This window comes from Pseudomonas sp. NPDC089734, from assembly GCF_044748865.1.
Lineage (GTDB): Bacteria > Pseudomonadota > Gammaproteobacteria > Pseudomonadales > Pseudomonadaceae > Aquipseudomonas.
The window spans coordinates 103,210-124,751 of the sequence record NZ_JBIVGV010000006.1; the positions used below are offsets into that span (position 1 = coordinate 103,210).

The window sequence follows — 21,542 nt, forward strand, 5'->3', positions numbered from 1 at the left end:
ATTGAGGCCGTCAGGCTTCGATAGCGGTTCTGGCTGCCCGGAAAAACCATCGGTCAGGAAACGTCATGAATACAAAGTCCAAAACCGTTAAACGCGACACGTCAGCGACTCATGAAACACCGACCGGCCCCACTTCACGCATTCGCGAAGGACTGCCCTTCCCCCTCGGCGCCAACTGGGACGGTCTGGGTGTCAACTTCGCACTGTTTTCCGCCAATGCAACCAAGGTGGAACTGTGCCTGTTCGATTCCAGCGGCGAAGAAGAACTGGAGCGTATCGAGCTGCCGGAATACACCGATGAAATCTTCCACGGCTACCTTCCCGATGCACACCCCGGCCTCATCTACGGTTATAGGGTCCATGGCCCTTATGACCCGAAGAACGGTCACCGCTTCAACCCCAACAAGCTTCTGATCGACCCTTATGCCAAGCAACTGGTCGGCAAACTGAAATGGTCCGAAGCCCTGTTCGGCTACACCATCGGCCACCCGGATGGCGACCTGAGTTTCGATGACCGCGACAGTGCGCCTTTCGTGCCCAAGAGCAAGGTCATCGATCCGGCCTACACCTGGGGCCGCGACCAGCGAGTCGGCACCCCATGGGACAAGACGATTATCTATGAAACCCATGTGCGCGGTTTCACCATGCGCCACCCCTCCGTGCCGGACGAGCTTCGGGGTACGTTTTCCGGGCTGATGGTTGAAGAAGTGATCGAGCACGTGCGCAAGCTGGGCGTGACCTCGGTCGAACTGCTGCCCATCCATGCCTTCGTCAACGATCAGCATCTGTTGCAGAAAGGCATGACCAATTACTGGGGTTATAACAGCATCGCGTTCTTCGCCCCGGACCCACGCTACCTGGCCCACGGCAAGATCGCCGAGTTCAAGGAGATGGTCGCGCACATGCACCATGCGGGGCTGGAGGTCATTCTCGATGTGGTCTACAACCATACCGCCGAAGGCAACGAACTGGGTCCTACCCTGTCCATGCGCGGCATCGACAACGCTTCCTATTACCGGTTGATGCCCGATGACAAGCGCTTCTACATCAATGATTCCGGTACCGGCAACACACTGGACCTGAGCCACCCCTGCGTGTTGCAGATGGTGACGGACTCCCTGCGTTACTGGGCTTCCGAGATGCATGTCGACGGCTTCCGCTTCGACCTGGCAACCATTCTGGGCCGCTATCACGATGGCTTCGACGAACGTCACAGCTTTCTGGTCGCCTGCCGCCAGGACCCGCTGCTACGTCAGGTCAAACTCATTGCAGAACCCTGGGATTGCGGCCCCGGCGGCTATCAGGTCGGCGGTTTTCCACCGGGCTGGATGGAGTGGAACGACAAGTTTCGCGATACCGTGCGAGCCTTCTGGAAAGGCGACGACAATCAACTGGCCGACTTTGCCGGCCGCATGACCGCCTCGGGCAACATGTTCAACCAGCGCGGACGCCGTCCTCAGGCGTCGGTGAACTTCATCACCGCCCACGACGGCTTCACCCTTCACGATCTGGTGTCCTACAACGACAAGCACAACGAGGCCAATGACGAAAACAACCAGGACGGCAGCAATAACAACCTGTCCTGGAACCATGGCGTCGAAGGCCCCACCGACAACCACGAGATCAACACCCTGCGGCTGCGCCAGATGCGCAACTTCTTCGCCACCCTCTTCCTGGCTCAGGGCACCCCCATGATGGTGGCCGGCGACGAGTTCGCCCGCACCCAGCATGGCAATAACAACGCCTACTGCCAGGACAGCGAGATCGGTTGGGTCAACTGGGATCTGGATGCCGATGGCAAGGCGCTGCTCAAGTTCGTCAAGCGCGTGATCAAGCTGCGCCAGAACTATCCGATCCTGCGTCGAAGCCGTTTTCTGGTGGGTGATTACAACGAAGAAATCGGTGTCAAGGACGTCACCTGGCTGGCCCCTGACGGTAACGAAATGAGTGTCGAGCAATGGCATGACGGGCATGCACGCTGCCTGGGCATGCTGATGGACGGGCGCGCCCAGGAAACCGGCATTCGTCGCCCAGGAGCCGATGCCACCTTGCTGTTGATGGTCAATGCCCACCATGAGGGCGTCAACTTTACCTTTCCACAGGTCCCTGAAGGCACCCACTTCACCTGCCTGATCGATACGTCCCAGGAAGACCTGCGCAGCAAGGAAACATTCGACTTCGGCTCCCGATACACCGTCACGCCACGTTCCCTGTTGCTGTTTGAACTGCAGCGCGAAGACCCGTCATGACCCTGACCCTCAGAGAGTTTCTCGACTGGCGCAAGCACGGTTATCCCGGCACACGGGCACTGGGTGACGGTCTGCAGGCGCTGGTGAACGAAGGCCTGGACCGGCTTCCCTTGCCAGCCGGTGGCAGAACCCTGGAGCGCTGGCAGGCTCTGGCCTGCGTGGCGGCCCATGACCTGGGACTCTGCAAACTCTATGAGGGGCATACCGACGCCCTGGCCATCATGCAGGAATTGAACGCCCCGGCCGTGGAAGAAAAGACGACCTGGGGCATGTGGGCAGCCGAACCGCCCAATGCCAGGGTCGGCCTTCAGTGGCAGGAGGGCTCGCTACGGCTGGAGGGACGCAAGGCCTGGTGCTCGGGAGCGGCCGTACTCAGCCATGCACTGATCACCGCCTGGGATGAGCACGATCGGCAGCAACTGGTGGCGGTCCCTCTCGATCAGCCCGGCATTCATGTCACCGCCGAGGGATGGCAGGCCATTGGCATGGGCGCAACCGGCAGCGTCGACGTTCAATTCAGCCAGGCCTCGGGATGGCTCGTGGGCGACCCCGGCGCCTACACCGGGCGCCCCGGCTTCTGGCACGGCAGCCTGGGCATTGCGGCATGCTGGTACGGCGCCTCATGTGCCCTGGCACAACGCCTGTTGTTGCAGGCCGGCAAGCGGGAAGACCCCCATGCACTGGCGCATCTGGGGGCCATCGATGCCGCCTTGCACAGCGCCGGTCAGGCGCTTCACTGCGCAGCCGACCACCTGGACCGGCTGCCGGGCGAGCATGCCGAACACCTGGCCCGGCGTTGTCGTGCCACGGTCGAACACTGCGCCGAACAGGTCATTCTGCATGTCGGTCACGCCCTGGGAGCAAGTCCGTACTGCCGGGACGCACACTTTGCCCGCCTGATGGCCGACCTTCCGGTCTTCCTGCGCCAGAGTCACGCCGAAAAGGATCTGGCCACCCTGGGCAGACTGACCGCAAAAGCCTTGAATGCCCCCTTGGGGAAAGCCTGGCGACTATGAGACAGAAACTGATCACTGGCCGTGGCACCAGCCTGCGAGCCTGGAACGCCTCACAGAAACTGGCCGCCGTGCCGGCCATCAGCGCCGACCTGCTGGTGCCCCCCCACGCCAGGGCAGTCATCGTGGCGCCCCACCCGGATGATGAAGTGCTGGGTTGTGGCGGTCTGATGCACCAACTGGCCCAACTGGAGCGCAGCCTGAAACTGATTTCCGTCACCGACGGCAGTGCCAGTCATCCCGGTTCGACACTCTGGCCTGTCGAGCGCCTGAGTGTCATCCGCCCCCAGGAAAGCGCCGAGGCCCTGCATCGCCTCGATCTGCCCATGCACAGCCTGAAATGGGTACGGGGTGGCTTCACGGATGGCAACGTCGCCGATCAGGAAGAGCGACTGGCGAATTTCATCCAGCGCCACCTGTTGCCCACCGATGTGGTGTTTACCACCTGGGCCGGCGACGGGCATGCCGATCACGAAGCCGTCGGGCGCGCCTGTGCCCGTGCCTGCGCCGTGACAGGTGCCCTTCTTCACGAAGTGCCGATATGGGCCTGGCACTGGGCGAACGCCGAGGATGAGCGCCTGCCCTGGGAGCGCGCCCGAAAGGTCCTGCTGGACCCCATGACCATCGCTCGCAAGCGTCATGCCGCCCATGCCTTTGCCAGCCAGTTGCAAGGCGACCCGCTGATCGGACTTGAGCCGATACTGCCTGCCGGCGTGCTGGAGCGCTTGCTGCAACCTTTCGAGGTGGTCTTCCTATGAGCGTCACTTCTCACTATTTCGACGGGCTTTTCCAGAACAGCGACGATCCCTGGGCGTTCAGACAGCGATGGTATGAACGACGCAAGCGGGCCATGACGCTGGCAGCCCTGCCCCGAGAGCGATACACCGCGATTTTCGAGCCCGGTTGCGCCAATGGCGAACTGAGCGTCGAACTGGCCGGTCGTTGCGAGCACCTCGTGTGCTGCGACACTTCCCGCCGGGCCGTGAACCTTGCCCGCAAGCGGCTGGCTTCGCTCAGCCACGTCGACGTACTGCACGCCAGCCTTCCACAGCAATGGCCTGCGGGACAGTTCGACCTGATCGTGTTCAGCGAGTTGGGCTACTACCTCGACAGGCAAGACCTGCATCGATGGATCGACCGGGCCCTGGCCTCGCTCACCCCGTCCGGCCAACTGCTGGCCTGTCATTGGCGACCGGCCATCGACGGCTGCCCGCTGAATGCCCGGCAGGTCCATGGCATTCTGGCCGAGCGCCTGCAGATGCACCGCTTGCTCACCCATCGTGAAGATGATTTTCTGATGGACCTGTGGAGCCATGACGCCACTTCCGTGGCCGCGCTGGAGAAACTCGGATGATTGGCATTCTGTTGCCCGTGCATAACGAGGAAAGACGGCTGGGTGCCTGCCTTGAAAGCCTGCTGCAAGCCAGCAGGCACCCCGGCCTGAACGATGAACCCGTGACGATTCTGGCCGTGCTGGACAGCTGCACCGATCACTCGGCCGATATTGCTCAGGAATACGGTATCGCCACACTTGATCTGAGGGTACGCAATGTCGGACGGGCACGGGCGGCGGGCGCTCGTTACCTGCTCGCACAAGGTGCCCGCTGGCTGGCCAGCACCGATGCCGACAGCAGCGTGGCCACCGACTGGCTGGTGGAGCAACTGGCCCTGAACGTCGATGCCGTCTGCGGCACGATCACTTTGTCAGCCCGGGACTGCGACCTGTCTGCCGCGACACAGGCGCTTTTTGAACGGGACTATCGGCATCAGGACGGGCATCGACACATTCACGGTGCCAACCTGGGGGTCAGTGCTTCGGCCTACGTGCGGGCAGGCGGTTTTCCCTTCTTGAGCTGCCATGAAGACGTACAGCTTGTCCGCCAACTGGAACACAGCGGCGCTCGTATCGCCTGGAGCTGCAAGCCGCAGGTCACGACCAGTGCCCGTCTCGATGCCAGGACCCGAGAAGGATTCGGTGCCTATCTGCAATCTCTCGAGAAAATCGCCGACAAGCCCTCTCATTGATGATGTGCCGTCTGCATGCCGGCATGATCGTAGTCGTCCACACCCAGGGTGCTGGAGAAGAAACGCACCGCTTCGGCGCTGAGGTTGCGATGGATATCTTCCCGATCCACGCCCTCGCGATCGGTACAGAGCGCCGCCATGGTCGCGCGCTGCTCATCACTGCAGGGTGCCATGAAGACAAAATGCCCTGCTCCGGCCAGCAGTTTGTAGTCCAGGACTTTCGGCAGCTTGCGCGCCAGGGCCTCGGCATTCCTGTCGATGGCCAACAGCTGGTCGTCATCCCCCGCATACATCAGCACCGGCACCTGAACATCACTTAATGTGTGACGGCCAAACATCAGGCTCAACGGGGCCATGAGCATCAGGGCACCGACGCGCGGATCGGCCTGGGGGTGCAGGTCATCGCGGTCGGCAACCAGCTCGCCCTGAGTCTTGCAGGCATCGCGGTCATCGGGACGTTCCAGGCAGTACTGGCGCAGGCGCTTGAGGTCCGGCTGTGCACCGGCCAGGATCAGGGCCGTTTCACCGCCAGCCGAATAGCCGATCACGCCGACCTGACGGGCATTGAGATAAGGCGACAGCATCGGATCAAGCAGCACGGCGCTGATGGCTTCGGAAATCTGCAGCGGACGGCCGTAGAGATTGCTCAGGCTGCCAAGGCGGCTGTGATCCCGGTAGTTGTCGCCTGGATGCATCACGGCCACCACCACAAACCCTCGGCGGGCCAGCGAAGTCGCCAGATCATGCATGCTCAGTGGGTTGCCGGTATTGCCATGGGACAGCAACAGCAGCGGAAAACGCCCCATGGCAATCGGCGCTTCCTCCCCGGCCTCGACCCGGTAGCCCTGAAGGTCACTCATCTGCTCCGGCCCGGTGGACGGATAGAAGGCAATGGCCTGCATCAACTGCGAATCCAGAGGATCGGGAAAGCTCAGCTCGTGAAAGCCTGCGCTCCACTCCTCGTCGGCCCGCGCCTGCACCGAAATCAGGCTGTTGAGCAGAAAAACCAGCATCGTTGCACAAAGACGTACCATTGGCAGGTTCATCCTTTGTCGTCCTGAGTCATCCATTTCTGCGCACATGACGAGCTTCATGCTCCCGCGCCCCCCGCTCTCGCCAATAGTGAGAGTCTTGCAATGCAAAATAGTGCATAAGCCGGGCCAGACTATTTACCCAAGGCTGTGACCGACTGAGGGCCATCTTACTGCCGGTCGCTTCCCGCAACCTGTAAGGAAGCTGTCAAGGTTTCAACTTGCTGCGTATGAAAAACACAAAACCCCACGACCTGGCGCACACCGGTGCGCAGGTCGTGGGGTTCAGGGAACGCGCGGGGCGATCAGGCAGCAGCGAACAGATCTTGCTCGATGTGCTGCTGCGCAGCCGTCATGGCCTTGGCGCGAGGCTCTTCGCCATAGGCCAGACCGTGAGCACGCACGAACTGAATATCGGTCACGCCGATGAAGCCGAACAGCACCTTGAGCAGGTCTTCATGGCCTACACCGCTTGGCTGACCGGCATGCAAGCCACCCGCGGTGGACACAATGATGACCTTTTTGCCACCGCACAGGCCTTCAGGGCCGGCTTCGCTGTAGCGGAACGTGCGACCGGCAACCGTGATGCGGTCAATCCAGGCCTTGAGCTGGCTTGGAATCGTGAAGTTGTACATCGGTGCGCCGATCACCACGACATCGGCCTTCAGAAACTCCTGCAAGGTCGCCTCGTTTGCCGCAACTTCCTGCTGTTGCGCAGCATCGCGAGCTTCAACCGGCGTGCCAGCGGCCGCCAGGGTCGCGGCCGAGAAATGGCTCAGGGCCTCGCTGGCCAGATCGCGATAAATCACCTGGCTGTCGGCGTCGGTCGCCTGATAGGCCTGAACGACACTACGGCTGAGCTGACGTGAAGCGGAGTGGTCGCCAAGAATACTGGAATCGATGTGCAGAACATTCATAACGGACTTCCCTAATTGAGAATCGCCACACGGCGATCAATGGCGAGAATCCTATACACAATCTCAATCATCGATTAGTCGGCAAAAACGCGATGCTTCGTTCTATTTTCAGAACAGCGACTGTCTCCCAGCTCGTTCTGCAACGTCTTGAATGTCTCATCCAGGGCATCCAGCAACCCTCTGACGGCAGGCAACAGACCGCGACGCGAGGCAAATACGGCATGCACGATGCCGCACTTGGGCGGGTATTCGGCAAACAGCTCTACCAGCCGCCCCTCCTGCAACGCCTCTCGCACGAGAAGCTCCGGAAGCTGCGCAACACCGACGCCATGCAATGCGGCCTGGCGAATGACCTCAAGATCGGAACTGACCAGCCTGGGCGTATGCCGCACCTCCGCATACTGATCCGGCCCGGTGATCAATACCCAGCGATGTTCATGGGTCGATGAAGGAAGGTCCAGGCTGGGCAAGGCCTCCAGTTCGTCCAGAGTGGGCGTGGCGGACAACCGGCTGGCCAGTGCCGGGTGCGCAACCAGTCGCTGGGCGCTGTGCCCGAGGATCTTGACCACCAGCCCCTCATCCTCCAGCGGCGGAAAGCGCACGCGCAAGGCGATATCGATGTTTTCCGCCAGCGGGTCGACACGCCGGTTGGAGCTTTCGAGGTGCACATGTACCTTGGGGTGTTCCACCATGAAACGGGCGATGGTTTCACCGACACCCATGGCCGCCAGCCCTGGCGGGCAACTGATGGCCACCCGCCCCTGAGGCTCGGCTCTGGAGCGCGCAATGGCCTCTTCGGCCGCCTCGGCTTCCACCATCATCGCGACACAGTGGCCGTAGTAATCGCGCCCGCTGTCGGTCACGGCAAACTTGCGCGTGGAGCGCTGAATCAACCTGACACCCAGACGCTCCTCAAGCCCGGCCACCCGGCGACTGAGCTTGGACTTGGGAATGCCGAGCTTGCGGCTGGCAGACGCAAACCCCTGGCACTCGACCACCTGGACGAAATAAAACAGATCGTTGAGATCAAACACCCGGCCATCCTCGGTATTGCAGGGCCGCCAGTATGGCAGCGGTCCACTGGCCGGGACAGCCCGCGGCTTACTCCCCTGTCAGGAACGCCAGCACCGGTCGGGTAAATGCCTCACCCGCCTCGACACTCGACAGGTGCGCGGCATGCAGTTCGATCATCTGTGCGCCCTGGATGCGCTCGATCAGGAAACGTCCGTCCGCCGGAGTCGTCACCTCATCCTGAGTCCCGCACACGACCAGCACCGGCAGTTTGATCGAGGCGATCTCGTCACGGAAATCGGCATCGCGCACCGCTGCGCAGTTGGCGGCATAACCCTGGGGCGAAGTCTGTGACAGCATGCTGACAATGGCCTCGACGGTGACCGGTTCGGCAACGGCAAACCCGGGCGTGAACCAGCGGACAATGGAGGCATCACGCAATGCAACCATCGCGGCCTTGCCATCGCGCAGGACGGTTTCGATACGCGGGTTCCACACTTCAGGCGTGCCGATCTTCGCCGCTGTATTGCACAGCACCACCCGCTCCAGACGCTCCGGCGCATGGATGGCCAGCCACTGGCCGATCAGGCCGCCCATGGACAGACCGCAGAAATACGCCTTGTCGACATGCAGCGCATCCAGCAACGCCAGGACATCGCGGCCATTGCGCTCGATGCTGTAAGGGCCTTCACTGACCTGAGAGCGGCCATGGCCCCGCGTGTCGTAGCGCAATACGCGGAAATGCCGGGTAAATGCCGGCATTTGCGTGTCCCACATGTGCAGATCGGTGCCCAGCGAGTTGGACAGCACCAGCACCGGCGCATCGGCCGGGCCTTCCAGCAGGTAATTGAGTTCACCTTCAGCGAGTTGCACGGCAGACATTCCAGGCTCCTGACCAGATAAAAGATGCACAGTAGTCACAGAGGCAGGCGTAAACAATCCGCTTATCGATTATTCGTGCGAATATCGAACAACTTGAAACGAGGGTTATCACCACCATGCAAACCGAAGACATTGCACGTTTCTGCCTGGACCTGCCGGGCGCGCGGGAAGATTACAAATGGGGCGGCGTACGGGTGTTTTCCGTGGCTGAGAAGAAGATGTTCGCGGTGATGGACCTGGCAGGCCAGGGGTTGTCCTTCAAGGTCGGGCCGGATCTGTTTCTGGGGTACGTCGATCGCCCTGGCATACGCCCGGCCCCTTATCTGGCCAGGGCCTACTGGATCAGTGTCCAGCAGCCCCATGCCCTGAGCGACGAGGAAATCAGGGACCTGCTGACCCGCTCCCATCAACTGGTGGTCAGCAAGCTACCGAAACGTCAGCAGGTAGCGCTGAAGCTGTGAAAGCACAGGCTTGAACCAGCCCTGTTCAAGAAAGAGCCAGTCGACCCACAGCACCTGATGCACCAGTACGATCAGCCAGAACAGCATCTGGAAAGACAGCTTACGGGTCTTGTGCCGGAAAACCTGCTGCGCCAGCAAGGCTCCCGGCCAGCCGCCCAGCAGCTCGGAGGCATGCAGCACGTTCTCCGGGGTACGCCAGCCACCATTGCCGGCCTGACGCTTGTCATGCCGGTACAGCAGAAACGCCAGCAGGCTCATCACCGGATAAGCCGCCAGCGCCACGAAGAGGCCAGCCTTGAGCCAGAGCATGAACGCGCCATAGGCAGGCAGTGCGCACAGCAGCAACAGAATGCACAGCTTCAGGCGCAGCGACTGGATCGGCGCCCTGCCCCGGTTTGCCGCCTGCGTCCCGCCCCGCTGGCGCCTGGACGTCATGCCTTGGCTGCCGCCCAGTCGATCCAGCCGAACTGCCAGGTGGCCAGAATCAACAAGCCAAAGCCGATGCGATACCAGGCAAACACGGCATAACTGTGCGTGGCGATGAACTTGAGCAGGCCGCGTACGGCAATCATGGCGAAGATGAACGAAACGACGAAACCGACCGCGAACACCGCAAAATCATCGGGGCGGAACAGTTCACGGTACTTGTAGCCCGAGTACACGGCGGCACCCACCATGGTCGGCATGGCCAGGAAGAAGGAAAACTCGGTCGCTGCCTTGCGCGACAGCCCGAACAGCAGGCCACCGATGATAGTCGAGCCCGAGCGCGAAGTGCCCGGAATCATGGCCAGACACTGTGCGCAGCCCACTTTCAAGGCATCGCGCCAGGTCATGTCATCGACCGTTTCGGCACGTATCACATGCTCACGGCGCTCGGCCCAGAGCATGACAAAACCGCCGACAATCAGAGCCACCGCCACAGTGATGGGGTTGAACAGGTAGTGGTGAATCAGGTCGGCAAAGATGACGCCCAATACCACGGCCGGAAAGAACGCGATCATCAGGTTGATGGTGAAGCGTTGCGCCTGTTGCTGTTTTGGCAGGCCAACGACCACATCGAGGATCTTGCGCCGAAACTCCCAGACCACGGCCAGGATGGCACCGAGCTGGATGATGATATTGAATGCCATGGCCCGTTCGCCGCCAAAACCGATCAGGTCGGCCACGATGATCTGGTGCCCCGTACTGGAAATCGGCAGAAACTCCGTCAGCCCTTCCACAACACCCAATATCAATGCCTGCACGGCAGTCCAAAGATCCATCATTCCCCCATGAAGCGATGCCTGCGGCTCGCCCGTCAGTGTTGTTGTGCAAAAAAGGTTGTCACTATGAGCATCCAAACCTGAACAATGCTTGAAGAGGATGCGTAAAAACGCCGAGATGCTAGCAGACCTGCGCGTGCAAAGGCTCCCTGTCTTGCGCATAAGCGCTTACAATCCCGCGCCCGCCCACCACAACCACTTTCAGGAAGCCGCCATGTCCGGACTTGAACTCTTCGCCGCCGCCCTCGGCGTGATAGCAGTCTGGCTTACAGTGAAGCAGAACCCATGGTGCTGGCCCATCGGTCTGGTGATGGTGGTGATCTATATCTGGATCTTCTTCGACGTGAAGCTCTACTCGGACATGCTGCTGCAGGTGATCTACGCCGGCCTTCAGGTTTATGGCTGGCTGCAATGGACCCGGCACGGCAACGGGAGGCCGGTCCGGGCCGTGACGGTTCTGCAGGGAGGGCCAGTGCTCGGCGGCCTTGCGATCGGGGCAATCATCAGCCTGGCACTCGGTGCCTCCATGTCTCACTTCACGGATGCGGCACAACCCTGGCTCGATGCGGCCCTGACCGGCTTCAGTCTGGTGGCTCAGGTGTGGATGGCGCAAAAGCGGGTTCAATGCTGGCCGTTGTGGATCGTGCTGGATGTCATTTTCGTCGGCCTGTTCATCTACAAGGGGCTGTACCTGACCGCAGCCCTGTATGGGCTTTTCACCCTGCTGGCGGTTCAAGGCTGGCGTGAATGGCGCAACGATCTGGTGCTGGCGCGATGAAAGTCCTGGTACTGACCGGCCCCGAGTCCAGTGGCAAGAGCTGGCTGTCGAACGAAATCAGAAACCGTTTCGGCGGGGTGCTGGTGGGCGAATACGTCCGTTACTTCATTGAGCAGCAAGGCCGCGACACCTTCTACAGCGATATTCCCGACATCGCCCGTGGCCAGCTGGCCTGGGAAGATGCCGCACGGGCAACCGCCCCGCCACTGCTGATTCTCGACACACACCTGCTGAGCAACCTGCTCTGGAGCAAGGCTCTGTTCGGTGATTGCCCGCCGTGGATCGAGCAGCAACTGCTCGGCAGGCACTATGACCTGCATCTGCTGCTGTCTCCCGAAGGTGTCGACTGGGTCAATGACGGGCAACGCTGCCAGCCGCAATTGAGCGAGCGCCAGGCTTTTTTCGAGGACAGTCGTCAGTGGCTCGACTGCCATGCGCAGAGCTACCAGATCATTGGGGGCAACTGGACAGAACGCCGCGAACAGGCACTGGCTGCCGTCAGCCAGTTGCTGACTGGCTCAACGGATCTGATGCTTGTGCAACAACCGGTAGAAGGTCGGCCGCGAAATGCCTAGCACCTTGGCAGCCACACTGAGGTTGTCACTGTGCCGGGTCAATACATCGCACAACGCCTGCCGCTCGGCGCGCGACTTGTAGTCATCCAGCGTCCCCATGCTGCTGGCAATATCCTCTTCCCCCAGCAATCCCAGGTCGGCCGCTTCGATCTGTCGCCCTTCGGCCAGTACCAGCCCACGTCGCACCCGATTGGCCAGCTCACGGACATTGCCCGGCCAGTCATGCTTGCCCATGGCGATCAGGGCATCCTGGCTGAAGTTGCGTGCCCGCCTTCCGGTTTCCTGACTGTAGAAATGCGCGAAATGGTTGGCCAGCATCGCCAGGTCTCCATGCCTTTCCCGCAACGGTGCGGTGCCCACCTGCAAGACATTGAGCCGGTAGTACAAGTCTTCGCGAAAGCGCTTTTTGCGGATGGCCGTTTCAAGGTCCACATGGGTGGCGGCCAGTACCCGGACATCCACGGCAATCGCCTCGTTACCCCCGAATCGCTCGATATGCCTGTCCTGCAACAGGCGCAGCAGATGAGCCTGGGTCTCCATGGGCAGGTCGCCGATATCGTCCAGGAACAAGGTTCCGCCATCCGCTGCTTCGATACGTCCGATCTTGCGCTCCAGGGCACCGTTGAAAGCGCCCTTTTCATAACCGAACAGCTCGGCGTGCAGCAGATGCTCGGCAATGGCACCGCAATTGACGGCGACAAAGGGTTTGTTCTTGCGCTGAGACTGCATGTGCAATGTTCGTGCAACCAACTCCTTGCCTGTGCCGCGCTCTCCCCGGATCAGCACAGGAGACTCGGTAGGTGCCAGCTTGCCCAGCAAGCGTCGCAGCTCCCGGATCGGGCGGCTTTCACCGAGCATTTCATGATCGGCACTCGACACCTGTGTCGCCCCCTGCGCCCGCAACCGCGCCATGCCATACGCCCGCCCCAGGGTGACCTGCATGCGGGCGACATCGAAGGGCAAGGTATGGAAATCGAAAAACCACTCGCAGACAAAGTCCCCGATTTTCTCGCGACGCAAATCATCCGGAGCCAGAACGGCAATCCATTGGGTATTGCTGCGGCTGATCAGCTCCTTGACCACTTCGGGATGATCGAAGTGGTCGGGCATGAGACGGATCAGCCCGACATCACAGCGCATGTTCAGGGCCGCTTCGAGCGAACTGCTGTCTACGGCCCATCCGGCCGCGTGCAGGACGGGGATCAACTGATGGCAATCGTCACTGGGATCAACTATCAACAAACGTCGTGTCGGGGGCGATTCATGCATATAAGGTTCCTTGGCGCCCGGCGTCTGGTTTTATTTATAAAAATGTTTATAAACAGTGTGTTGACGAGCCCGAATGTTACGTTAGCAAATATTTGACACACCCTTGTATCGATTGAGTCTATGTTCAATAACGGAAAGGAATTAGTCCTGGTTCATCGGTTTAACCTTTCCTCTTAGTTCCCTCGATATTTCACGGAACCCCGTAAAAGTTGCCGCAGATCAACCCCGTTAAGTCCTGGATGTAAAAAAATTGAAAATATCGAACAAGCGGTGTGACTCAGGCCACCCTGTTTGTCATCAACACAGGTAACCAGCCGAACGGTAAAGCCCGCCGACGTGACTGAAACTGATATGGGCATTTTGAGGAATTGAAAATGAACGCCCCCCTGCGCTTCAACGATGCACTTCTGATCGCTGGACACGCTTTTGAACCTTTCCAGTGTGTTGCCTGGGCAGCCCAGGCCGGTGGAGAACTCAGCCTGACCGTGATCGATCGCACCAGCGCATTGATCGGCCGTAAACAGATCCCGAGCAGCACCTATTCCGACCCGGCCCAACTGGCCAGTGCGCTGGAACAGGCCCGCGCCGAAATCAGCAATGACGGCTACAGCCTCAAGCCGTGGACCATGCCGGCCTGATAGCGTCGCCTTTCGCGAGTGAGTTCGCTCTCATCAAATCCGTGGGAGCGAATTCATTCGTGAGAGCCTCGTGAAACTGAAGAAAATCTATCGCCTCCAATGACGTCTCGCGAATGAATTCGCTCCTACAGTTTGCGTGCCGAGGGAGCCAATTCATTCGCGAAGCTCTTCATCGATATGCCGATAACCGGCACCCAGCCTGTTCGCCAACGCCCGCGCACGTCCCAGCCTGATCGGCCCCTTCTCGATATCGATCAACAGACTCTCGCACTCGAAACCTGCACAGGGCGGCATCTCCTTGACCCGGCCATCGGTCAGGATCAGCACGCGCTGGTGCTCGGTGGGATAGCGCTTCTTACGCTGCTCCAGCCATGTGATCGCCTGTTCGATGGCGGCAAAGAGTGGCGTTCCACCGCCAGCGCCAAGCGCATCCAGCCAGGGCTGCAACGCCGCCGAAGCCTTGAACCCCTGATACTGCCAGCGCGGAACATTGCCGCTGGCCGTCAGCAGCGCCAGTCGTGTGCGACGGCGGTAAGCTTCGTCGAAGGCCTGGGCCAGCACGCCCTTGGCCTGACTCAAGGCCTGATGACGCAACGTCGAGGCCGAGGCATCGACAATCACCAGCAACAATTCCATGGGACGGCTGCTGCGAGGCTGACGCACCAGATCGTGACGACGTTGCGGACGTCCGCGTAATAACGTGGAGGCCCAGACGATGACTCCATCCATTCCGGAGCCTTGTGCGCCATGTCGCCCCGAACTCAGCCTGCCTGGACGGGGGCTGGCATCCGCCCCCGGCGCAGAACGAGGGCGGATGCCTAGGGCTTTTTTGGCCAGCTCGGCACTTCACGACGCTCCCCGGTCGGCACGGGACGAGCCGGTAACTCCCCCCAATTCCCCTGCCCGCTTTCAGGCCGTGGATCTTGCCGAGGGGCCTGGCCGGAAGGCGGCGTCTCAGGGCTTTGTGCCGGTGGCGTGGCGTTACGTCGCCGATGACGCAGGGCAAACTCGGCCACGGCATCGATATCCTGCGCCTCGATCTCACTCACGCCACGCCACGCTGCATGTGCACGCGCCGCACGCAGCCAGACCAGATCGGCACGCATGCCATCGACACCCGCGGCAAAGCAACGCTCGGTAATCAGGCCCAGCGCCCGATCATCCAGCTCAATCGCGGCCAGACGGGCACGGGCCTGTTCGCAGCGCTGTTTCAGAGCCACTTGCTGCGCTTGCCACTGCTGGCAGAAAGCCTGGGGATCGGCATCGAAATCCAGACGGCGGCGGATGATCTGACTGCGCTCGGCCGGCAGCGTTTGCCCGCTCAGCGCCACGTTCAAACCAAAACGATCGAGCAGTTGCGGGCGCAATTCGCCCTCTTCCGGGTTCATGGTGCCAATCAGCACGAAACGCGCCGCATGCCGATGAGAGATACCATCGCGCTCGATCTGGTTGATACCACTGGCAGCCACATCCAGAAGCAGATCGACGAGATGGTCAGGAAGCAGATTGACCTCATCCACATACAGGACGCCGCCGTCGGCCTTGGCCAGTACGCCGGGCGAGAACTGCGCACGCCCTTCGGACAATGCCGCATCCAGATCCAGCGTGCCGACCAGGCGCTCTTCAGTCGCGCCCAGTGGCAGAGTGACGAACTGACCACTGGCCAGCAGATCCGCCAGACCACGCGCCAGCGTTGACTTGGCCATACCCCGCGGCCCCTCGATCAGCACACCGCCGATGCGTGGATCGATGGCCGTCAGGCACAACGCCAGTTTCAGATCGTCGGCGCCCACCACAGCCGCCAGGGGGAAATGCGGAGTGTCGGTCATGCTTGGGTCAGGCACAGTCATCAGTTCTCTTCTATATCCAGCAACAGGTCTTCCAGCGCTTCACGATAATCGCCCGGTTCCTGCCAGAGCCCGCGCTGCTGAGCCTCAAGCATGCGTTCGGTCATGTCCCGCAGGGCATCGGGGTTGTGTTGCCGGATGAATTCGCGGGTCGACGGATCAAGCAGGTAGGCATCGGCCAGCAATGCATATTGATGATCATCGATCAATTCGGTGGTGGCGTCGAACGCGAACAGAAAGTCCACCGTCGCCGCCATTTCAAAGGCGCCCTTGTAACCATGGCGTTTGACGCCTTCGATCCATTTGGGATTGGCCGCACGGCTGCGTATGACGCGGTTCAGTTCCTCTTTGAGGGTACGAATCCGTGGCAGGTCCGGCTGGCTGTGGTCGCCATGATAGCTGGCGGTCTTCTGACCGCCGAGGCTTTCGGCAGCCGCCAGCATACCGCCCTGAAACTGGTAGTAATCGTTGGAGTCCAGCAGATCATGCTCGCGGTTGTCCTGGTTCTGAACCACCGCCTGAACCTGCGACAGTCGCTGCGCAAACTGCTGCCGGGCCGGCGTGCCTTCGTCGGCCGCACCATAGGCATAGCCGCCCCAGTTCAGATAGACCTCGGCCAGATCTTCGCGACTCTGCCACAGACGTCCGTCGATAGCGCCCTGTACACCCGCGCCATAAGCACCGGGCTTGGCACCGAAGATGCGCCAGCCTGCCTGCCGTGCCGCTTCTTCCTCGCTGAGCCCAGCGTCCTGAAAGCTGCGGCGCTCTTCACGCACACGGGCGGCCAGCGGGTTCTGGTCGTCCGGTTCGTCAAGAGCCGCCACGGCCTGCACCGCAGCATCGAACAGACGGATCAGGTTGGCGAAGGCGTCGCGGAAGAATCCGGACACCCGCAGGGTCACGTCTACACGCGGACGGTCCAGCAGGCTCAGCGGCAGAATCTCGAAGTCATCGACCCGCTGGCTGCCCGTCGCCCAGACCGGTCGCACGCCCATCAAGGCCATGGCCTGGGCGATGTCGTCGCCACCGGTGCGCATGGTTGCCGTGCCCCAGACCGACAGGCCGAGCTGACGCAAGTGATCGCCATGGTCCTGCAAATGACGCTCCAGCAGCAGGTTTGCCGACTGGAAACCGATCCGCCAGGCCGTGGTGGTCGGCAGGTTGCGAACATCCACCGTGAAGAAATTGCGGCCGGTGGGCAGCACATCCAGCCGTCCGCGACTGGGCGCGCCACTGGGGCCGGCGGGCACGAATCGCCCGCTCAGGGCATCCAGCAGGCCGCGCATTTCGCCGGGGCCGCAGGCATCGAGACGAGGCGCGACCACTTCTCGCAAATGCTCAAGGATCAGCTCCAGCTCTTTATTGGCTGGCACCTCTTCCATGACGTCGCCCCGGACAACACGCTCGATCAGGGCAAAGGCATAGAACTCCAGACGCTCCCGCGTATCGCCCGCCGTGCGCCATGGGTCGGCACTGACGGCCTGTAAAGCCGCCGGGCGCGTTCCGGTCCAGGGCTCGGACAGCTCGCAATCCAGCGGATCGAAGCCCAGCCCGAAAGCCTTGGCCAACGCCCGCAGCAGACTCGACTGTGCACCGCGCCCGTCACCTCGAGGGATACGCAACAGCGCCAGCAGCGTGTCGATCCGCAGACGCCCCTCCGGTGACTGACCGAAGACATGCAGGCCATCGCGGATCTGCGACTCCTTCAAGTCACACAGGTAAGTGTCCAGGCGCGGCAACCAGATGGCGGCATCAGCGTCGCTGTCGGTTCCTTCATCCAGAGCCAGCTCGCGATCGAGATGGGTCTCGCGCACCAGCTTGAGGATATCGCGCTGCAGTTCGATGGCCCGACGCGGGTCGAGCAACTGGGCTTCGTAGTATTCGTCCGCCAGCAGTTCAAGATTGCGCAGCGGACCATAGGTTTCGGCGCGGGTCAGCGGCGGCATCAGGTGGTCGATGATCACCGCCTGGGTACGACGTTTGGCCTGGGCACCCTCGCCCGGATCGTTGACGATGAACGGATAGATATTCGGCATCGCGCCCAGCACGGCATCGGGCCAGCAGTCCTGCGACAGGCCGACGCCCTTGCCCGGCAGCCACTCCAGGTTGCCGTGCTTGCCCACATGCAACACCGCATGCGCACCATAGGCCTTGCGCAGCCAGAAGTAGAACGCCAGATAACCGTGTGGCGGCACCAGATCCGGGTCGTGATAGACCGCGCTGGGATCGACCTGATAACCACGCGCCGGCTGGATACCGACAAAGGTCAGGCCGAAGCGGATACCGGCAATCATCATTCGCCCGCTGCGGAACATCGGGTCGCTCTGTGGCATGCCCCAACGGACATTCACCGCCTCGCGACTGAACGGCGGCAAGGCGTTGAACGCTTCCAGGTATTCATCCAGTGCCATGCTTTGCTGGCAGGGCCGCAGATCGAGGCTGTCCAGATCGTTGGTGACACCGCCCAGCAACTGATGAATCAATGCCGTGCCGCTTTCGGGCAAGGGTGCCAGCGGATACCCCTCGGCCTGCATGGCGCGCAGGATATTCAGCGCCGCCGCCGGGGTGTCCAGCCCGACTCCGTTACCGATCCGGCCATCGCGGGTCGGGTAGTTGGCCAGAATCAGGGCCACGCGCTTGTCGGCATTGGGCAGGCGCGCCAGTTCGATCCAGCGCCGGGCCAGTTGCGCGACAAAGTCCATGCGCTCGGGATGGGCGCGATAGCACACCACATCCGACTGGCTGCGCTCACTGCGCCAGGCCAGATCCTTGAAACTGACGGGCCGACTGATGATTCGCCCGTCCAGCTCCGGCAAGGCGATGTGCATTGCCAGATCCCGCGCACCAAGGCCTTGCTCGCTGGCTTGCCAGCCGGGTTCGTTATCCTGGGCGCAAATGGCCTGAATCACCGGTACATTGCGACGAAACGGACGCAAATGTGGCGCTTCCGGGCTGGACTGGGCAAACCCCGTGGTGTTGAGGATCAGTTCGGCTTCGACCTCGTCCAGCCAGTCCTCGACCTTCGTCAGGCAACCCGGCTCCTTGAGGCTGGCCAGCGCAATGGGCAAGGGATTCAAGCCTTCGGCCTGCAAGCGCTCACAGAACACATCGATGAAACCGGTGTTGGCTGCCTGCAAGTGAGAGCGATAGAACAACAGCGCCACCACCGGCTGCCCGGCGCTCCAGTCGGCCTGCCAGTCCGCGAGTTCCGCACCCGGCTTCTGCGGATGGTAGATCGCCGTACGCGGCAAGGGCGCAGGTTCTGACCATGGGTAATCGCGCTCAAGCCAGGTACTGGCCAGACAGCGATACAGGTCCAGCGCATTTTGCAGACCGCCCTGACGCAGAAACTGCCAGAGCCGGTCCCGTGCGTCGGCAGGCACCGTGCTCAGATCGCTCAGTTCAGGGTCGGGACGGTCGTCGCCGGGCACCAGAATGACCTGCACGCCACGGGCCGCCAGTTCCATCAGGCGTTCGACGCCATAACGCCAGTAGCCGATGCCGCCGTGCAGGGAAATCAGAATGACTTTGGCGTGACGTAGCACGTCATCGACATACAGATCCACCGAGGCGTGGTTCTGCACCTGCATCGGGTTGGCCAGTCGCAGGCTCGGGTAATCTTCGGGCAACTGCTGCGCGGCCTCGGCCAGCAGCGCCAGACTCGAATCGCCGCTGCAGAGAATCACCAGCTCGGCCGGGGTCTGCCCCAGGTCGGCAATGCTATCGTCGGGTACGAAACCGCCCGGCTGGGTTCTCAGCAGGTGCATGGATCAACCGGCAATCGCAGCATTGAGCTGGGCTTCCAGCGCCGCGGCATCCAGTTCCTGGCCAATCAGCACCAGATTGGTGATGCGCTCTTCATCGGCACGCCATGCACGGTCGAAATGCTTGTCGAAACGTGTGCCCACACCCTGGATCAGCAGGCGCATCGGCTTGCCGGGAATCGCAGCGAAGCCCTTGACCCGCAGAATGCCGTGCTTCACCACCAGTTGCGTCAGGGCATCGAGCAGCAGGCTTTCATCGGCTTGCGGCAGTTTGATGGAAATCGAGTCGAAAGCATCATGATCGTGGTCGTCATGATCATCATCGTCGTGATGGTCATGGTGAGTCTTGCGACCATCGATATGCAGTTCCGACTCGGCACCGACGCCCAGCAGCACATTGATCGGCAGACGGCCGTTGCTGGCTTCGATGACCTTGACCGCTGGCGGCAGTTCTTCGGCCACTTCGGCGCGCACGGCTGCAAGGCCGTCGGCATCGATCATGTCGGCCTTGTTGAGGATCACCAGATCGGCGCTGGCCAGTTGATCAGCGAACAGTTCATGCAACGGGGATTCATGGTCCAGATTCGGGTCAAGCTTGCGCTGGGCATCCACCTGATCGGGGAACGCGGCGAAAGTGCCTGCCGCGACCGCCGGGCTGTCCACAACGGTAATTACCGCATCGACGGTGCAGGCATTGCGGATTTCCGGCCACTGGAAAGCCTGAACCAGCGGCTTCGGCAGTGCCAGCCCCGAAGTTTCGATCAGAATGTGGTCCAGGTCGCCGCGACGTGCCACCAGCTCGCGCATCACCGGGAAGAACTCTTCCTGCACCGTGCAGCACAGGCAGCCGTTGGCCAGCTCATAAACCCGGCCGGTCGCCTCCTCTTCAGTGCAGCCAATGGTGCATTGCTTGAGGATTTCGCCGTCGATGCCCAACTCACCGAACTCATTGACGATCACGGCGATACGACGCCCTTCGGCGTTATCGAGCATGTGGCGCAACAGCGTGGTTTTGCCCGAGCCCAGAAAGCCGGTGACGATGGTGACGGGAAGTTTGGCCAGTGTTTTCATCGGATGCCCTTTGGCAATACGGCGGGCAAGCAGGACGAGAGCCGGGCACAAGGCACGGATCGAATCGCCACCGGATCACCCCGCCCGGTTGTAGTGAGAATTCGTGGGCCTGTGGCCCGGTTCGAGGCAGGTCTCCTGGCTCACGGCGGCGTGTCGACAGCATGGCCGACCGGCATTCATCGCGCCTTCCCGCTTGCGCAGTGGCCGTGCGATAAAGATCACCGTTTACAGTTGCGGGGGCAGCTGCGGCTTGGACCGCATTCCCGTCTTAGGCTTTGTACGAAAAGTGGCTGTGCTCGGTGATGCTGCGTTAAAAACAGGCTCGGAATGCTCATTTACAACACGTAAACTCCGCTTCCTCGCCTGTTTTTGCCTTGCCTGACCTTAGCTCGCCGACTTTTCGTACAGAGCCTAGCTTTACCTTCTTCGCGGGTAAAGAACCTCAAGTGCGCAAGGCTACGCAGTGGTCGCAGGCAGGTCAATCGTTCAGATTGACGTTCAGTGGCCGCCCATGCTCTCCTACACAACTTGTTACGGGTGCCCCTCACGGGGTGAAACGGGAAACCGGTGCGCTCAGAACCCTGAGTCAGTCCGGTGCTGCCCCCGCAACGGTAAGCGAGAGAAGGCCAGAACCACTGTGCTGCGGCATGGGAAGGTGGCCTTGAAGGTGAACTCCACGCCCCTCGCGAGCCCGGAGACCGGCCCGCTACTGACTCAATGACAAACCCGCGGTGGGCGGGCGCAGTTGA

General features: G+C 61.4%; 20 protein-coding genes and 2 riboswitches. Of the genes, 9 read left to right on the top strand and 11 right to left on the bottom strand.

The features are described from left to right. Positions 1-65 precede the first annotated feature (65 nt). From glgX to ACIPY9_RS09920, 5 genes are read left to right on the top strand one after another with little or no spacing between them, the layout of a single operon-like run. A complete protein-coding gene (gene glgX, locus ACIPY9_RS09900) occupies positions 66-2,249 on the top strand; it encodes a glycogen debranching protein GlgX (protein WP_400700000.1) in 2,184 nt (727 codons plus the stop codon). Then, on the top strand, positions 2,246-3,265 hold the full coding sequence (locus ACIPY9_RS09905; protein WP_400700002.1) for an acyl-CoA dehydrogenase: 1,020 nt from the start codon (positions 2,246-2,248) through the stop codon (positions 3,263-3,265). Before glgX ends, ACIPY9_RS09905 begins: the two co-directional genes overlap by 4 nt. After that, positions 3,262-4,020: a PIG-L deacetylase family protein gene (locus tag ACIPY9_RS09910; protein ID WP_400700004.1), complete on the top strand. Its 759-nt coding sequence runs from the start codon at positions 3,262-3,264 to the stop codon at positions 4,018-4,020. The genes ACIPY9_RS09905 and ACIPY9_RS09910 overlap by 4 nt, the downstream gene beginning before the upstream one ends. Beyond that, positions 4,017-4,616 carry a class I SAM-dependent methyltransferase gene (locus tag ACIPY9_RS09915; RefSeq protein WP_400700006.1) on the top strand — a complete coding sequence of 200 codons (600 nt, stop codon included), beginning with the start codon at positions 4,017-4,019 and terminating at the stop codon, positions 4,614-4,616. Before ACIPY9_RS09910 ends, ACIPY9_RS09915 begins: the two co-directional genes overlap by 4 nt. Continuing rightward, positions 4,613-5,287 carry a glycosyltransferase gene (locus ACIPY9_RS09920; protein ID WP_400700008.1) on the top strand — a complete coding sequence of 225 codons (675 nt, stop codon included), beginning with the start codon at positions 4,613-4,615 and terminating at the stop codon, positions 5,285-5,287. Before ACIPY9_RS09915 ends, ACIPY9_RS09920 begins: the two co-directional genes overlap by 4 nt. Here ACIPY9_RS09920 and ACIPY9_RS09925 read toward each other — a convergent pair. From ACIPY9_RS09925 to pcaD, 4 genes are all read right to left on the bottom strand, one after another. Then, on the bottom strand, positions 5,281-6,321 hold the full coding sequence (locus ACIPY9_RS09925; RefSeq protein WP_400700355.1) for an alpha/beta hydrolase family protein: 1,041 nt from the start codon (positions 6,319-6,321) through the stop codon (positions 5,281-5,283). The genes ACIPY9_RS09920 and ACIPY9_RS09925 overlap by 7 nt on opposite strands. Positions 6,322-6,623: 302 nt before the next feature. Continuing rightward, positions 6,624-7,235 (bottom strand): FMN-dependent NADH-azoreductase, encoded by a 612-nt coding sequence (locus ACIPY9_RS09930; protein ID WP_400700010.1) that lies wholly within the window; start codon positions 7,233-7,235, stop codon positions 6,624-6,626. Positions 7,236-7,309: 74 nt separating this feature from the next. Further along, positions 7,310-8,269 carry a LysR substrate-binding domain-containing protein gene (locus ACIPY9_RS09935; RefSeq protein WP_400700012.1) on the bottom strand — a complete coding sequence of 320 codons (960 nt, stop codon included), beginning with the start codon at positions 8,267-8,269 and terminating at the stop codon, positions 7,310-7,312. Between the two features lie 67 nt (positions 8,270-8,336). Next, on the bottom strand, positions 8,337-9,128 hold the full coding sequence (gene pcaD, locus ACIPY9_RS09940; protein ID WP_400700014.1) for a 3-oxoadipate enol-lactonase: 792 nt from the start codon (positions 9,126-9,128) through the stop codon (positions 8,337-8,339). Positions 9,129-9,244: 116 nt separating this feature from the next. Here pcaD and ACIPY9_RS09945 point away from each other — a divergent pair, with 116 nt between their 5' ends. Beyond that, the gene (locus ACIPY9_RS09945) at positions 9,245-9,589 is read left to right on the top strand and encodes an MmcQ/YjbR family DNA-binding protein (RefSeq protein ID WP_400700016.1); all 345 of its coding nucleotides are present in this window, start codon (positions 9,245-9,247) and stop codon (positions 9,587-9,589) included. On the opposite strand, the gene ACIPY9_RS09950 is transcribed toward ACIPY9_RS09945, so the two are convergent. Continuing rightward, a complete protein-coding gene (locus tag ACIPY9_RS09950; RefSeq protein ID WP_400700018.1) occupies positions 9,554-10,024 on the bottom strand; it encodes a DUF1294 domain-containing protein in 471 nt (156 codons plus the stop codon). The two genes, ACIPY9_RS09945 and ACIPY9_RS09950, sit on opposite strands and share 36 nt — an antisense overlap. Further along, the gene (locus ACIPY9_RS09955; RefSeq protein WP_400700020.1) at positions 10,021-10,851 is read right to left on the bottom strand and encodes an undecaprenyl-diphosphate phosphatase; all 831 of its coding nucleotides are present in this window, start codon (positions 10,849-10,851) and stop codon (positions 10,021-10,023) included. The genes ACIPY9_RS09950 and ACIPY9_RS09955 overlap by 4 nt, the downstream gene beginning before the upstream one ends. 214 nt (positions 10,852-11,065) lie before the next feature. Here ACIPY9_RS09955 and pnuC point away from each other — a divergent pair, with 214 nt between their 5' ends. Beyond that, the gene (pnuC, locus tag ACIPY9_RS09960; RefSeq protein ID WP_400700022.1) at positions 11,066-11,629 is read left to right on the top strand and encodes a nicotinamide riboside transporter PnuC; all 564 of its coding nucleotides are present in this window, start codon (positions 11,066-11,068) and stop codon (positions 11,627-11,629) included. After that, complete coding sequence (locus ACIPY9_RS09965; RefSeq protein ID WP_400700357.1) at positions 11,626-12,204, top strand: AAA family ATPase; 579 nt, start codon at positions 11,626-11,628, stop codon at positions 12,202-12,204. Before pnuC ends, ACIPY9_RS09965 begins: the two co-directional genes overlap by 4 nt. Here the strand turns inward: ACIPY9_RS09965 and ACIPY9_RS09970 are convergent. Next, positions 12,148-13,473, bottom strand: coding sequence for a sigma 54-interacting transcriptional regulator (locus ACIPY9_RS09970; RefSeq protein ID WP_400700026.1), 1,326 nt, complete (start codon positions 13,471-13,473; stop codon positions 12,148-12,150). The genes ACIPY9_RS09965 and ACIPY9_RS09970 overlap by 57 nt on opposite strands. A 374-nt stretch (positions 13,474-13,847) precedes the next feature. Between ACIPY9_RS09970 and ACIPY9_RS09975 the strand changes: the two genes are divergently transcribed. After that, on the top strand, positions 13,848-14,111 hold the full coding sequence (locus ACIPY9_RS09975; RefSeq protein ID WP_400700028.1) for a hypothetical protein: 264 nt from the start codon (positions 13,848-13,850) through the stop codon (positions 14,109-14,111). A gap of 153 nt (positions 14,112-14,264) precedes the next feature. Here the strand turns inward: ACIPY9_RS09975 and ACIPY9_RS09980 are convergent, their stop codons facing one another. The 4 genes from ACIPY9_RS09980 to cobW are packed head-to-tail and all read right to left on the bottom strand — an operon-like array spanning position 14,265 to position 20,793. Continuing rightward, the gene (locus ACIPY9_RS09980) at positions 14,265-14,876 is read right to left on the bottom strand and encodes a VWA domain-containing protein (RefSeq protein WP_400700359.1); all 612 of its coding nucleotides are present in this window, start codon (positions 14,874-14,876) and stop codon (positions 14,265-14,267) included. 53 nt (positions 14,877-14,929) lie between these two features. After that, positions 14,930-15,961, bottom strand: coding sequence for an ATP-binding protein (locus ACIPY9_RS09985; RefSeq protein ID WP_400700030.1), 1,032 nt, complete (start codon positions 15,959-15,961; stop codon positions 14,930-14,932). Beyond that, positions 15,961-19,725, bottom strand: a complete 3,765-nt coding sequence (gene cobN, locus ACIPY9_RS09990) for a cobaltochelatase subunit CobN (protein ID WP_400700032.1) — start codon at positions 19,723-19,725, stop codon at positions 15,961-15,963. Before cobN ends, ACIPY9_RS09985 begins: the two co-directional genes overlap by 1 nt. Positions 19,726-19,728: 3 nt before the next feature. After that, complete coding sequence (gene cobW, locus ACIPY9_RS09995) at positions 19,729-20,793, bottom strand: cobalamin biosynthesis protein CobW (RefSeq protein ID WP_400700034.1); 1,065 nt, start codon at positions 20,791-20,793, stop codon at positions 19,729-19,731. Positions 20,794-20,900: 107 nt separating this feature from the next. Continuing rightward, positions 20,901-21,103, bottom strand: a riboswitch (cobalamin riboswitch). Between the two features lie 208 nt (positions 21,104-21,311). After that, positions 21,312-21,515, top strand: a riboswitch (cobalamin riboswitch). The last annotated feature ends 27 nt before the right edge of the window (positions 21,516-21,542 follow it).